The sequence below is a fragment of the Anaerosporobacter sp. genome, assembly GCF_965301125.1.
Window position 1 is genome coordinate 17800 of the sequence record NZ_CBDLAM010000021.1, and the last position, 15101, is coordinate 32900.

Genomic DNA, 15101 nt, shown 5'->3' on the forward strand with positions numbered 1-15101 from the left:
ATTTTGCACGGAGACTAATAATAACCTAAGTATACAAATCATTCCCCAGCAAAAAAGTATAATACCTAAAACCTGTTTTTTCAAATTATTTACCCCCATATAATAATTATAAATTATAGTATAATAATGGAGAATTTACAATAAAAAATAGTTGTTGAATAAGAATGGAAAATGTTGTAATCTAATATTGAGTGATATTTATATGATATAATGATGGATTTTAATAATAAATTTGTACTGACTATTATGATAAAGGGTAATATTAGGAGAGTGATAACGATAACATATACATACAATACATATGCAAGGAGAAGTGCAAAGGGAATTAACCCAGAAATCACAAGTTCTATAACTATTGAAGAAGAGATGTTACATATCAAAATTAAGAAAGATGGAGTATTACTTTCTGGTAAGAAATTACGAGATGGGACCTTTCGAAGAGATGAAATTAAGTCAATAAATAAAAAGAGTTGTATGATTATGAGCTTTACAGATTTGATAAATTTAATAGGGTTTGCTTTGTTATTAATAATATCTATTATATTTTATATTGTGGAACCAATTCCGTTGCCTTTGGTTAGTATAGTACTTCTAGTAGTGTACCTTATACTTCTGAGGTTTAGTAGTATCGTAGTGAAACTTAAGAACGGTGATACCTATTGCATACCGTATAGTGCAAGTATTTTTACTGAGCAATGTGACAAACAGGAAATTACTGAAATTATAAATGCAATATTGAGGTAAACCAATACTAATTCTACAATATTTAAAGAAGAGTTAAAATATAAAAGTATAAAAATATGTACGCCGAGATTATATTGTGATTGACAACAATCCGTATAATCCGGCTTTTTTAATCTCTATATAAAAATAGTCAATGACTATTGTTTACAATAGTTAAGATTAGAATGGTGAACGTACAACAGGTTGAATTTGTTTTCCTTCCAGTGCAAGTTCAAGTGTTGGCACAATCAATTCTGTATAAGCAATCATGGAATTAGGTTTCTTAACATAATCATCTTGACCAAATGGTACAAAATATATGTTTTTCGTATTCAATAAGGTACCAATATTCTTAAGATTCATTCCAAGTGCGTCATTAGTAGATACAGAAATTACTAATGGGTTGCCATTACGAATGTGTGCTTTCGCAGCCATTAATACAGGTGTATCGGTAATTCCGCTACTAAGTTTTGCTAACGTATTACCTGTACATGGAGCAATAACAACAATATCAACGATATCTTTAGGGCCAATAGGTTCAGCGTCTTCAATAGTGAGTATTGGTTTATTGCCTGTAATCTCAGTAATCTCTTTTACAAAATCAGCTGCATTACCAAAACGGCTATTAATTGTCTGCGCGTTGAAAGAGAAGATAGGTATCACATTAGCACCAGCGGCAACAATCTCTTTCACTGCGGCTTTCACTCTTGCATTCATACAAAATGAACCTGTAAATGCAACTCCAACATTATGACCTGATAGTGTCATAGAATCACTTCTTTCTTTGTTAATAATTATGGGATAATATTACGTTGTTTAATATATCAGCTGAAGTCTCAGGAGCGTATTTACCGGGTAATCCAAGGCAAAGGGATGCACGAACACCATATTTTTTACATGCTTCAAAATCAGTACCACCCGGTTTTGAAGCGATATCAATCAAAATTACCTCCTTGTTAAGCTGCTTTATAAGTGTTTCATCAAGAACCATAGATGGTATGGTATTGAATAGGAACGAGTACTTACTAATTGATGCAGATAGTTCGTTTAGTGGTACTGTTTGGAAACCTAGTGCATTAGCGTAGGATAGTGCTTCTTCACTCCGTGCACAGATGGTAACACCTGCTTGCAATCCTTTTAATTTATCTGCTAATATCTTTGCACAACGACCATAACCTAAGACAAGACAAGAACTACCATGAAGATTAATTGTACTTTGCCTTATTGCTTCCACTATGGTTCCTTCCGCAGTTGCAATTGCATTTTTGATACTTACAGGATCCATTTGCATGAAATCATACCAAGGAATCTGTTTGCTTTCGCAAGCTTCTTTAATTTTAGGAAGAACTACGCCACCGAAGAATACATGATTACTGTTTAGGTTATTAATAAGATTCTCAATCGTTAAATCCTCAAGTTTTTGCTCACTGGTAATCACTACTTTATCATGTGATACTGGCACTGGGCAGACAATGATATTACCAAAGTTTAATGCGGATTTCAGCGAGGAAGCTCGATATATTAAGTCATATTGGCCTTCAATCTCAAGACCATACGTTGCTACCAAATACCCTTTAGCAACAAGTTTGCGCACCATATAGCACTGGCGCAGATCTCCGCCAAGGAATACAATACGGTTATTCTCTTTCATGCTTTACCCCCATTTCATACAATCCTTATATATGTATTAATATATGAGGAAGAAATTAAGTTGTGAGTTGTTCATCCGGTTTCTTCATAAAAGTCAAGTAACATGTTCAAAGTCATGATTTGTAAAGTACGGAAACAGAGAGATTACAAATGGTATTTATTAATACCTAAAAGCAAGGAAAATAGTTGTTATATTGGATAGTATGGTGTATCATAAGATATAGGAAAAGCAGAAAAATAAGATGTGCTTGTAATATTAGGAATACATGTCACTGATATGTGATTCGTGACATACTAAGAGGAGAACACGATCATGATTACTTATGGACTTAGTGAACGATGTAAAAAGGTGATGAACATCCTTCTACATAGTAGCGAATATATACCACTTCAAATGATTGCTGAGCAAACTGAGGTATCCAAAAGAAGCGTATATTATGACATCTGTAGTATCAACGAATGGTTGGACAGTAAAGGAATTGCAGAGCTTGAGATGGAACGAGGAAAGGGAATACTCATTCCGTATGAGGACAAGCAAAAGATTGAGGAGTTGTTGGAAGACAAGCAAGAGGAAGAGTATTATGTATTTTCACCTTCAGAACGAGTGAAAATCATTATCTGTTATCTCATTCATAGCAAAAAGGCTGTTTATGTGGATCAAATCATGGAGGTTTGCCAAGTGAGCAGGAATACTGTGTTTGGAGATATGCGTATTGTGGTAAATCAATTGAATGAATATGGTCTTGAAGTAAAGTATGAGTCTAAAAAAGGGTACCGAATCGTTGGAGATATCATACGAATGAGAGCCCTGTTCTTTTTATATTTCAATTCACTTACTTACTTGTTTAATAGTGGAATTCTTAAATTTCTTAAACGTGATGAGATTCATGGTTATCTGAATAATTTATATGCATTAAAAGAAGAACTAAGAGTAGAATATGTGGATGGAAGTCTCCTTGCTTTGGCGGCGTTACTTCCAATTATGTTTCATAATAAAGAGAAAATCTTATTTCCAGGATTGAAGAAGGAAGAAATCATTAGGTCCAGAGAATATCAATTGATTTTAAAATATTTTTCAGAATTGGAAGAGGACGAAAAAATCTATTTATGTCTTCACCTATTGGGGTCACGTGTATCGGCGGCTACCGATGAAATCTTTGAAAGTAGATCTAATCAGTCCGTATATGGAATTGTGAAAGCTTTAGTTACAGAATTTGAGAAAACGGCATGTGTTATTTTTGAAGATCGCGAAGAATTAGAACGTTCTCTTTTCATGCATATCAATACATCTATGTATCGATATCAGTATGGGATTCAGATTGGCAATCCATTAAGCGAAGATATTGTAAGAGAATATCCCGATTTATTTGAAATCACAAAGAATGTATCAGGGTATTTGGAACACATGATCGGAGTTCCAATTCCGGATGGTGAGGTTGCGTATCTAGCTCTTCATTTTGGAGCTTCCTTAAAAGTTTCGAAACAAAGAGGAAACAAACTACGTATTTTAATTGTTTGCGTGAATGGTATTTCAACAGGGAATATGATCAAGCGTGAAATTAAGAAATTATTACCTGAGGCAGAAATTGTTGATGTAGTTGCAGTAATGGACGTCATCAATGTACAAAATGTGTGCGATTTGGTGATTTCTACAGTGAAGATCAAAAGTGTTGTACCAGTAATTGTAGTATCACCAATTTTATCTGATGAGGATCGAAAAAGAGTTTTAAATCATCAAATTGTCTACTACAGTCAGAAAAAAGAAGTTACGGATACGCTCTATAATACAGTAAAAAAATATGTGCCAAAAGAATTGCATGATAGTCTTAGAAAAGATATCGTGAGATGTATACATGGGGAAAGAGAGTGTCTTGATGTTGCAGTGCTTGATAAGGAGGCTGGTATATTGGAATACCTAAATCCTTCAAAAATGGTACTTTCCGATGAACTCATAACCTGGCAAGATAGTATTTTATTGGCGGGACAAAGCTTGATAGAGAATGGAAGTATCGAACGTGGATATTTGGACACGATCATCTCACAGACGCTATATTATGGACCTTATATGTTTATTACTGACGATATCATGCTTGCACATGCAAAGCCTGAGGATGGTGTGAAGCGGTTAGATGTTGCTATGGCAATATTTCAGAATCCAATCTTTTTCGCAAAAGATAAAAAAGCCAAAATTATCTTTGTACTAGCAGCGGAAGATCAAGAAAAACATCTGAAGATTTTAAATGATATCCTAAGGGTAGCAGAAAGTGAAGAGTATCAAGAAGTGTTATGCAAGATAGATACTTGCGAGGAAATTTTTCTTAAATTAAATCAGATATTATCAGAATAGAGGCTGGGGATGTTGCAAAATTAACAACTTTTCTACGCTGTATGCCATTTTGTGAACATATATATATGTTCACATATGGCACACAGCTACGAGAAGTTGTTTTTTTGATGTTGCATTTCAATGCATTTAGTTTTAATAACATAGTTTGTTTGCTCAATTGGCATTTTGCAACAACCCTTTATAGCCGTTTTTCAAACTATCTTTTCAGAGGTTGGTGAGTATGTTTTTTTGCACATTCTTGTGCTTTTATTTGGACTTCTAATCTAGTAAGGAGAATGCTATCATTTGGTTACAGAAACAAATGGAGGAAATGAAAATGAAATTCTTTATTGACACAGCAAAAATCGAAGACATTAAGAAAGCAAATGACATGGGTGTGATTTGTGGTGTTACAACAAATCCTTCTCTAATTGCAAAAGAAGGAAGAGATTTTACTGAAGTTATTACTGAAATTACTACAATTGTTGATGGCCCAATCAGTGGCGAAGTAAAAGCTACAACAGTTGATGCAGAAGGAATGATTGCAGAAGGTCGTGAAATTGCTAAAATTCATCCAAACATGGTTGTTAAGATTCCATTAACTGTAGAAGGACTAAAGGCAGTAAAAGTATTAGCATCAGAAGGAATTAAGACAAACGTAACTTTAATCTTTAATCCGAATCAGGCATTACTTGCTGCAAGAGCAGGTGCAACATATGTATCCCCATTTCTTGGCCGTCTTGATGATATCAGCGTAAGAGGTGTGGACTTAATTCGTGAAATTGCAGAAATCTTCGCAGTTGCTGACATTGAGACAGAAATCATCGCTGCAAGCGTAAGAAATCCAGTTCACGTTACAGATTGTGCATTAGCAGGTGCTCATATTGCAACAGTTCCTTATGGAGTAATTGAACAGATGACAAAGCATCCATTAACAGATGAAGGAATTGCAAAATTCCAGAAGGACTATATAGCAGTATTTGGAAATTAAAAAACCAGGGTCAAAAGGTCATGTGTTTCATGCTTGCATGAAAAAACATGACTTTGGGACCCGTAAAATATGAGAAAGTAGCCCGAATAGGGCGGATTTCGAATATTTTAGGATTGTGAGAGCACAAAGTGCGTAACAATCCGTAGGTATTTGACCCCAACATCATAACATTAAGGAGAATTAAATGGATAAATTACATCTTCAAAAAATGGCAAAGAAAGTAAGAAAAGGAATTCTTACAAGTGTTCATTCCGCGAAATCGGGACATCCAGGTGGATCTTTATCTGCAACAGAAGCATTTACTTATCTCTATTTTGAAGAAATGAATATTGACCCAAAGGATCCAAAAAAGACAGATAGAGACCGTTTTGTCTTGTCTAAAGGACATACAGCACCAGGACTTTATGCAACATTGGCTCTTAGAGGGTATTTTCCGGTAGAGCAGTTAAAGACATTACGTAAAGTTGGATCAATTTTACAAGGGCATCCAGATATGAAGCATATCCCTGGTGTAGATATGTCTAGTGGGTCTTTAGGACAAGGGATTTCAGTAGCAGTTGGTATGGCATTATCTGCAAAAATGAGTAATGAAAGTTACCGAGTTTACACATTATTAGGTGATGGAGAAACTCAGGAAGGACAAGTCTGGGAAGCGGCTATGTTTGCTGGACACAGAAAGCTAGATAATTTAGTTGTTATCGTGGACAATAACGGTCTTCAGATTGATGGAAGAATTGAAGAGGTATGCTCTCCATATCCAATGGATGAAAAATTCCATGCATTCAATTTCCATGTCATCAACGTAGAAGATGGTAATGACTTTGATCAGCTGAAAGCAGCATTTGATGAGGCAAGAGAAACGAAAGGAAAACCTACCGCTATCATCATGAAGACAGTAAAAGGTAAAGGTGTTTCCTTTATGGAGAACAATGCAGGATGGCATGGTAAGGCTCCAAGTGATGAAGAATATGCTATTGCAATAGAAGAAATTGAGAAAGCAGGTGAATTGTAAATGTCAGAAGTAAAGAAAATTCCAACTCGTGAAAGCTTTGGTAATGCCTTAGTAGAATTGGGGAAAAAATACGAAGATCTTATAGTGCTAGATGCAGATCTTGCTAGTGCTACTAAGACAGCAATCTTTCAAAAAGCTTTTCCAGAACGTCATATCGATTGTGGTATTGCAGAAGCCAATATGATGGGAATTGCTGCAGGGCTTTCAACGACAGGGAAAGTTCCATTTGCCAGTACATTTGCCATGTTTGCTACAGGAAGAGCATTCGACCAGATTCGTAATTCTATTGCATATCCACACCTAAATGTTAAAATCGGTGCAACTCATGGTGGTATTTCAGTAGGTGAGGATGGTGCTACACATCAATGTAACGAAGACATAGCATTGATGCGTTCCATTCCTGGAATGGTGATCCTAAATCCATGCGACGATATTGAAGCTAAATGTGCAGTGGAAGCAGCATATCTTCATAATGGACCAGTTTATCTTCGATTTGGACGACTAGAAGTACCAGTTATTAATGACCCTAAAGATTATCAATTTGAAATTGGGAAAGGGGTAGTACTTCGTGAAGGTAAGGATGTTACATTAATCGCAACAGGAATCTGTGTAAGTACTGCTTTAGAAGTTGCTGAAAAACTTGCTGCAGATGGTATCAGTGCGAAGGTAATTAATATCCATACAATTAAACCTCTAGATGAAGAACGGGTAATTGCTGCAGCCAAAGAGACTGGTAAGGTTGTAACAATTGAAGAGCATTCTGTCATTGGCGGGCTTGGTAGTGCAGTATGCGATACTTTGGGTGCAAATGCTCCAACCAAAGTATTAAAAATTGGAATCGATGACGTATTTGGTTGTTCTGGACCTGCCAAAGAGCTAATCAAGAAGTTTGGTCTAGACCTTGAAAGCATTTATGAAAAAGTAAAAACATTTATGTAAGAGAGAGTAATGCAAAGTAGAGTATAGTGCTTTGCACAATCTTGTGAGGTCATTTGGACTTCAATAAGACAGGTACAAATGGTATGATAAATATAGAAAACAACAGAGAGGAGTGAGCAAGAATGGAACTTTTAAAGAAGGAAAATGTAAGAATTATGGACAAAGCTAAGGATTGGAAGGATGCCATCCGCATCTCTGTTCAGCCTTTGGAAGAACAAGGATATGTGGAAGCAAGATATAAAGAAGAAATCATTGCTAAAGTAGAAGAGCTAGGACCATATATCATTTTAGCTCCATCCATTGCGTTGCCTCACGCAAGACCAGATCAAGGCGTTATTAAGAGTCAGGTGGCAATTACATTATTCAGAGAAGATGTGAGCTTTGACAAGGAAGATACAACAGCAAAATTATTTATAACTCTTGCAGCAGCTGATTCCAATAGTCATATTGACACATTGATGGCAATCTCAAACGTTCTTCAGAATGAAGAGAACTGTGAAAAATTATTACAGGCAGAAGATGTAGAAAGTTTATATCATTATTTTGTAGAGGAGTAGGTAAGAATGGCTAGTTTTTTAAATTTTATTCAGCAAGTATTGTCCACACCGGCAATCTTCGTTGGATTAATCGCAATGTTAGGATTGTTGTTACAGAGGAAAGATGCACAATCCATCATCAAAGGAACTATTAAAACAATTCTTGGATTTATCGTATTAAATGCTGGTGCAGGCGTTGTTCAAGACGCTATTATTCCATTCGGTGATTTGTTCCAGATGGCGTTTGGTGTACATGGTGTAGTTCCAAACAATGAAGCAATCACATCTCTTGGATTGAATGAGTTTGCAATTCAGACTTCATCTATTTTTGCATTAGGTATGTGTGCTAATATCGTAATTGCACGTTTCTCAAAATGGAAATATATCTTCTTAACAGGACATCATGCATTATACATGTCTTGCTTAGTTGCAATCATTTTATCAATCGCAGGACTTGATGGATGGCAGTTAATTGTTGGTGGTGCGTTATTAGTTGGTTTCGTTATGAGTTTCTTCCCAACGATCATGCAGCCAACAATGAGAAAAGTAACTGGTGATGACTCTCTTGCTTTAGGTCACTTCGGTAGTGGTTGTTATTGGTTAAGCGCTCAGATTGGTAAACTTTTCAGCAAAAAAGGTAAAGGTCGTTCTACAGAGGAAGTAAAGTTCCCACAAGGTCTTTCTTTCCTTAGAGATAATACAGTATCAATCGCAATCGTAATGTTCATCTGTTACATTATTGTTGCAGGCGTGGCTAACTTTGCAAGCCCTGCAGAATCTGCTGAAATCTTCGGAGATAGTAACTGGGTATTATATTCCATCATTAATTCCATTACATTCTCTGCAGGTATCTACATCGTATTAGCTGGTGTTCGTATGTTAATTGGTGAAATCGTACCAGCGTTCAAAGGAATCTCTGAAAAGCTTGTACCAAATGCAAAACCTGCACTTGACTGTCCAATCTTATTCCCTTATGCACCAAATGCAGTATTAATCGGTTTCTTATGCTCTTTCATTGGTGGTATCATCGCGTTAGGTATTCTTGCATTATTAGGACAGACTGGTTTAGCTGTTGCGATTATCTTACCAGGTGCAGTTGTTCACTTCTTCTGCGGAGCTACAGCAGGTGTTTGTGGTAACGCAACAGGCGGTTTGAAAGGTTGTGTATGGGGATCATTAGTACACGGTATTGCAGTTACTTTCTTAGCAGCTGGCTTACTTCCTGTATTAGGTTCTCTTGGTTTCGCAAATACTACATTCTCAGATGCTGACTTTACAATCGTAGGTATCATCTTTGGTAACCTTTCAAAAGTTGTAACTGGTAATGGGCTATTTGCAGTAATAGCAGTAGTATTTGCATTACCAATTGTATATAATTATACATTAGGTAGAAAAAAACAGACAAATTAATTTAAACTAGTTAGTATAAAGGAGATATTATTATGGCAATCAAAAAAATCTTATGTTTTTGTGGATCAGGACTTGGAACTTCTTTCATAATGGAAATGAATGCGAAAAAAGCATTAGCTAATCTTGGAATCACTGGTGTAGAAGTAGATCATTCAACAATCGATGATGTACAAGCAGGTGCTGCAGATTTATTCATCTGTGGAGCAGACTTACTTCCAAATGCAACAAAAGCTGGAAAAGCAATCGGTCTTAACAATATGGTTTCCATGGATGAAATGACTGAAAAATTAAAAGAAGCATTCGAATTATAAAATATGTAAAACCATTGAATTACAATCAATGAAATAGAATAAAAAATAGCAGCCAAGGAGTGGTAGACTCCATGGCTGCTGTTTTTGTATTATAAGAACTGATCTACAGATAAATAAAAATAAATAAATTCACCGTAGATTATTTTGTATAATAACTACACATGTTAATAATTGTAGAAAAATACTCAAAATATAAAAAATATGTTGTATAAATGAAAAGATTACTATAAAATGATTATACAATTTTTACGCTTTTACATAGGGAGGAGAACAAAATGAAAGAAAAATTAAAAAAATTGTTGGCGTTATTACTGGTACTTATTATTTGCGTAAGTACAACGGAATTGAATGTATTTGCAGAGGGAAAAAGTACCTGGGATGGAATAACGACAGAATATGTTTACGAGGCGGAGAATTATAAAGTAACATATTTGCTTACTGGGCAATGGGAAGGTGGATATAACGCAAATGTAAGGATTGAAAATATTGGAGATAGCGTTATTCCTAACTGGTATATAAGCTATGATTCAGAAAATGTGATTTCGAACATTTGGAATGCTGAAATATATAGTTATGAATCAAATCAATATGTTATAAAAAATGCAGGCTGGAATCAGGATATTGCTGTTGGCGGAAGTGTTGAGTTTGGTTATACCGGAAATGGAAACTTTCTAGGATTTCCAACAAAGTATGAGATTTTAGAAAATAGTATAGAAAGCGGTACAGAAGATAACGACAAAGATGGTGTTCCTAATTACATTGAAGATTTATTCGGGACTGATTCCTCACTAGAAGATACGGATGCGGATGGTTTGTCCGATTATGTTGAAATCTATTCGACAGACACAGATCCGTTGAAGCAAGACTCTGATCTAAATGGAGTGCTTGATGGACAAGAGGATGCGGATTCAGATGGTCTTACAAACTTAGAAGAAATTACATATGGAACGAATTCTATAAAAAGTGATAGTGATTATGATGGATTAAGTGATAGCGAAGAAGTAAATACTTTTGGATCAGATCCATTAAAAGATGATACAGATGATGATGGAATTGCTGATGGCAACGAAATCTTATTAGGACTGGAACCATTGAATTCTGTTACAGATGGAGTGACACCAGATGCGGAGCGAACTTTTGAGCAAGAACTAGATGATTCTAAGATTGAAGAGTCGCTTTTGAATGACAATCAGGTTATTCCATCTATTGAAGGTAATGTTTCAGATAATATCAATAGCCACGTTTATATGGATGAAGAAGATGTCTATGCTCTAATTGATAATCGTGCAACAATCGGTAAGCAGGTAAAGGTTACCACAGACTATAGCGAAGATGCAGACTTAAGATTATATTTTGATTCTTCATCTGTTACAGACAACTTGGAACTTTTGACTATTTGTAGATACGAAGATGGACAAATTATACCATATGATACATTCAAGGACGGTAATACAATATGGACTAATGTTACGACGGGTATATATTTTGTAATTAATGTTGAAATATTTTTAGACGAGTTAAATATTCCGGTTGATAAATATACATCATCAGTTTCTTCTGTTTCAAAACTTTCTTCATCTAGGGCTATAGAATTAGATACTGCTGATGAAAGTAATTTAGATACCGATAATGATGGTCCATGGGTTATTCTTAGTGATTATCAATACGTAAAACTGGACCAACCTCTGTCCTCAGATGAAAATAATTCTGATAGTGACAACCTAACTGATAAGGAAGAACTAGGGGAAGCACAAGAACAAGATCTTAGTCCATTTCTTGATGTATTTTTAGAAGCTTATGATATTCCAGAAGAATCATATGAAGATCAAACATCGATTACAGTTTACGCCTATACATCTAATCCGGTGTTAACAGATACTGATTTTGATGGAATAGATGATGATAAAGACACTTCAAGTACCAATAATAAATTCAAAGGGAAAATGCATTATACAGCTGATGGTTCAGAGAAAACTGCTAATGTAGAGTTTACAGTAGATTACAGAGAACTCTTTAGTGGAAATACAACATATAAGAAAGGACTTTCTGTCTTATCAGTATTATATGCATCAGATATTTATTCAGGAAATTATATTGAAGTAACAAGCGGTACTACAGGCGGTTCAGATAATGCTACAAGTTTTGCAAAATTGTTTGGATTAGACGATGTTGAAAACATTAAGATCAGTGCATCGAGTTATACTACGGATAAAGATGATGTAACTGAATTTGTTGTAGGCCATCGTACAGTTGAATATCTTGGAGAAACCAGAGAAATTATTATCCTCTCTGTCAGAGGTACCAATGGCACAAATGCAGAATGGTCAAGTAACTTCGATGTAGGTGCTAATACTACAGCATATTATAATGCAACAGGTTCATCCCATCCATACTGGACAAATAAAAGTAATCATAAGGGATTTGATGTTACAGCAAACAGAGTCCTTGAAAAATATGAAGATTATATCCAGCGTCATGGATTAGATGGTAGTGAAGTAAATAAGAGTATTCTTATAACAGGACATTCTCGTGGCGCTGCAATCGCAAATCTTCTAGGTGCACACTTTGAAAAAGATAGCGAGTACAAGGCTTATACCTATACATTTGCGGCACCATATACGACAACTGCTAGCACTACGGGAACTTATAAGACTATTATGAATGTAATGAACACGGATGATTTGATTCCATATTTACCTCTTGAAGGATGGGGATTTAAAAAATATGGTAAGATGTATACGATTAGTGTAGAAGATAGTTATGAGAATAAGCTTGGTACAGCAGAAGAAGGAACCTTTGAATGGTTAGTAGGTTATGATTATAATAATGATGGTGGAACAAGTAGAACTATAAATAGTTTCTTAGAGATAGCTGATAATAGAGTAGATTTGTATGAAATAGATACCTCTAGTGATGGGAAGGTCAATATCGGTAATTTGTTCCATGCAACACAAGCTGGTGCAGATAATCGATTAACAGAAGTTAAAAGCTTATTAAAAGAAGTAAAATTACTTCGTTTTTGTAATGTATACGTTACAGGGAGCGCAGTTAAGTATGTAGAGGTAAATTATAGTCCTGCTTATCTAATGCAGAATCTTGCAAATATGGCAAGTGGGACAGGACCTTTGACGGGATATGATACAAGCGGTGTTTATGCAAGTGCGAAGGCTTCATTTGTGGCATCTAGTGGATTTATTCCTGGTGGATTTGTGGGAGGAATGACACATCCACATATGCAGCCAACTTATTATTTAATTGCATATAATAATTTTGAGGCTTTAGAAGACTAACCAAATTATACCATGTTTTAAGTCATAGACCTATGATATACTATTACTATTAATAGTATTTATAAGGAATGGATTATAAAATGAAGAGTTTGAGAATATACTTTACTTCAGATGTACATGGGTATGTATATCCAACAGATTATCTAGATAACGATAGGAAAGATATTGGTCTGTTGAATTGTATGAATCATTATCAAAAAGATGGAAACACATTAATAATTGATGGCGGTGATACCATTCAAGGGTCACCGTTTACCAATTACTTAAGTAGTAAAGCGCTTAATAAGCACCCGATGGCAGAGATTATGAATGTGGCGGGATATGATTATGTTACCTTCGGTAATCATGAATTCAATTATGGTTATGAATATCTGAAATCCTATATGAACCATCTTGATGGCAAATGTCTCTGTATAAACATTAAAGATTCAACAGGAGGCATAGATATATTACCTTATGACATTAAGGTAATGGAAAATGGATTGAAAATAGGAGTAATCGGTTTTACTACAGATTTTATTACAAGGTGGGAACGTCCTTGTAATATAGAGAATTTTCAGATTGAAGATGTATATACATCGATAGAGAAATGTTTTGATACTGTTAAAGGACAAGCGGATATTGTAATAGGAATCTATCATGGTGGGTTTGAATATGAATTAGCAACAAATAAGAAATTAAGTGAGTCAAAAGAGAATATTGCGTATAAGATTTGCAAGGATTTTGATTTTGACATTCTCTTAACAGGGCATCAGCATATGCCGATTGAAGGGCAATATTTGCATGGAACATATATTGTACAAACTCCACACAATGGAACAAGATTTATTGAGTTAACAATGAATTACGATGAAGAATCAGGTGAGAAGAATTTCGAGTCTTCTTTAAAAGAAGCAAGCTTACCACCAAAGCAAGATGTATATGATAAATTCTTACCACTTGAAGAAGAAGTGCAAAGATGGCTTGATACACCAGTTGGGCATCTTAGTCAAGAACTAAATCCTGAGGACCATCTTACTATGGCAAGACAAGGTTCTCCTTTAGCTAATTTTATTAATCAAATTCAGTTAGAAGAGAGTGGTGCAGATATTGCATGTACATCATTTGCCAATGTAATCAAAGGCTTTCATAAGAATGTTACGGTTAGGGATATCTTAGCTACGTATCCATATCCAAATACATTAGTTGTTTTAAAAGTGACAAAAGAGGTCCTAAAGAAAGCATTAGAAAGATGTGCAAGTTACTTTGATTACAAAGATGGAGAAATCTCAATTAGCGAAAGTTTCTTAAAACCGAAAGTAGAACATTATAATTATGACTATTTCTCAAATCTTACGTATACCTTCGATTTAAAGAATGAAGTGGGTAACCGAGTTACTAGTATAAGTTATCAGGGAAAAGAGCTAACTAACGAAGATACATTATCACTTGTTATGAATAATTACCGATCAAGTGGCGCAGGTGGATACGAATTCTATTGTGAGTGCGAGGTTGAGAAAGAAATCTTAACAGAGATGCCTGAGATAATCATTAATTACTTTACAAAACATTCATTTGTTGATGTAGATGAGAAGACGTATATACACGTGATACCTTCATAAGCAATGGTTGTATTTACGGATAATTTTTGATAAACTAATAATGATAAAGGTTGCAGTGATTTATCATTGCAACCTTTTGCTTTTAATATTAATTAAATTGTACATAATGATTTATATTTATAGGATACAAGGAGGTAAGATGCGGAATAAGAAAATCATTTTAACTGTAATTGCTTTTGTATTAACATATTTATTACAATTTGTACTATTCCCTGCGATTGCAACAAATTATTTTCCGAGAAGTAATGAGGCAACGGTTTTTTACTTTGGATCCTTTACACTATTAATTGTAGTATTAGAATTCTGGATAAC

The 15101-nt window shown here is 35.0% G+C and carries 12 protein-coding genes; 10 read left to right on the forward strand and 2 right to left on the reverse strand.

Features of this window, described 5'->3' with window-relative positions; genetic code table 11:
- The first annotated feature begins 270 nt into the window (after positions 1 to 270).
- Entirely contained in the window at positions 271 to 744 is a 474-nt protein-coding gene (locus ACW2QF_RS03990) for a hypothetical protein (RefSeq protein ID WP_455714703.1), read from the forward strand.
- Positions 745 to 903: 159 nt separating this feature from the next.
- Here ACW2QF_RS03990 and ACW2QF_RS03995 read toward each other — a convergent pair whose 3' ends face one another.
- A complete protein-coding gene (locus tag ACW2QF_RS03995; protein WP_455714704.1) occupies positions 904 to 1491 on the reverse strand; it encodes a dipicolinate synthase subunit B in 588 nt (195 codons plus the stop codon).
- A gap of 19 nt (positions 1492 to 1510) precedes the next feature.
- A complete protein-coding gene (gene dpsA, locus ACW2QF_RS04000; RefSeq protein ID WP_455714705.1) occupies positions 1511 to 2374 on the reverse strand; it encodes a dipicolinate synthase subunit DpsA in 864 nt (287 codons plus the stop codon).
- Between the two features lie 312 nt (positions 2375 to 2686).
- On the opposite strand from dpsA, the gene ACW2QF_RS04005 reads away from it, so the two are divergent.
- The 9 genes from ACW2QF_RS04005 to ACW2QF_RS04045 all read left to right on the forward strand — a co-directional run bounded on the left by ACW2QF_RS04005 (position 2687) and on the right by ACW2QF_RS04045 (position 14789).
- On the forward strand, positions 2687 to 4720 hold the full coding sequence (locus tag ACW2QF_RS04005) for a BglG family transcription antiterminator (protein WP_455714706.1): 2034 nt from the start codon (positions 2687 to 2689) through the stop codon (positions 4718 to 4720).
- A gap of 316 nt (positions 4721 to 5036) precedes the next feature.
- The gene (fsa, locus tag ACW2QF_RS04010; RefSeq protein WP_455714707.1) at positions 5037 to 5690 is read left to right on the forward strand and encodes a fructose-6-phosphate aldolase; all 654 of its coding nucleotides are present in this window, start codon (positions 5037 to 5039) and stop codon (positions 5688 to 5690) included.
- A gap of 184 nt (positions 5691 to 5874) precedes the next feature.
- On the forward strand, positions 5875 to 6702 hold the full coding sequence (locus ACW2QF_RS04015; RefSeq protein WP_455714708.1) for a transketolase: 828 nt from the start codon (positions 5875 to 5877) through the stop codon (positions 6700 to 6702).
- Positions 6703 to 7641, forward strand: a complete 939-nt coding sequence (locus tag ACW2QF_RS04020) for a transketolase family protein (RefSeq protein ID WP_455714709.1) — start codon at positions 6703 to 6705, stop codon at positions 7639 to 7641.
- A gap of 122 nt (positions 7642 to 7763) precedes the next feature.
- Positions 7764 to 8198 (forward strand): PTS sugar transporter subunit IIA, encoded by a 435-nt coding sequence (locus ACW2QF_RS04025; RefSeq protein WP_455714710.1) that lies wholly within the window; start codon positions 7764 to 7766, stop codon positions 8196 to 8198.
- Between the two features lie 6 nt (positions 8199 to 8204).
- Positions 8205 to 9587 carry a PTS ascorbate transporter subunit IIC gene (locus ACW2QF_RS04030; RefSeq protein WP_455714711.1) on the forward strand — a complete coding sequence of 461 codons (1383 nt, stop codon included), beginning with the start codon at positions 8205 to 8207 and terminating at the stop codon, positions 9585 to 9587.
- 32 nt (positions 9588 to 9619) lie between these two features.
- A complete protein-coding gene (locus ACW2QF_RS04035) occupies positions 9620 to 9898 on the forward strand; it encodes a PTS sugar transporter subunit IIB (protein ID WP_455714712.1) in 279 nt (92 codons plus the stop codon).
- Positions 9899 to 10173: 275 nt separating this feature from the next.
- Complete coding sequence (locus ACW2QF_RS04040) at positions 10174 to 13188, forward strand: cellulose binding domain-containing protein (RefSeq protein ID WP_455714713.1); 3015 nt, start codon at positions 10174 to 10176, stop codon at positions 13186 to 13188.
- An 80-nt stretch (positions 13189 to 13268) separates the two neighbouring features.
- Positions 13269 to 14789: a bifunctional metallophosphatase/5'-nucleotidase gene (locus ACW2QF_RS04045; RefSeq protein WP_455714714.1), complete on the forward strand. Its 1521-nt coding sequence runs from the start codon at positions 13269 to 13271 to the stop codon at positions 14787 to 14789.
- The last annotated feature ends 312 nt before the right edge of the window (positions 14790 to 15101 follow it).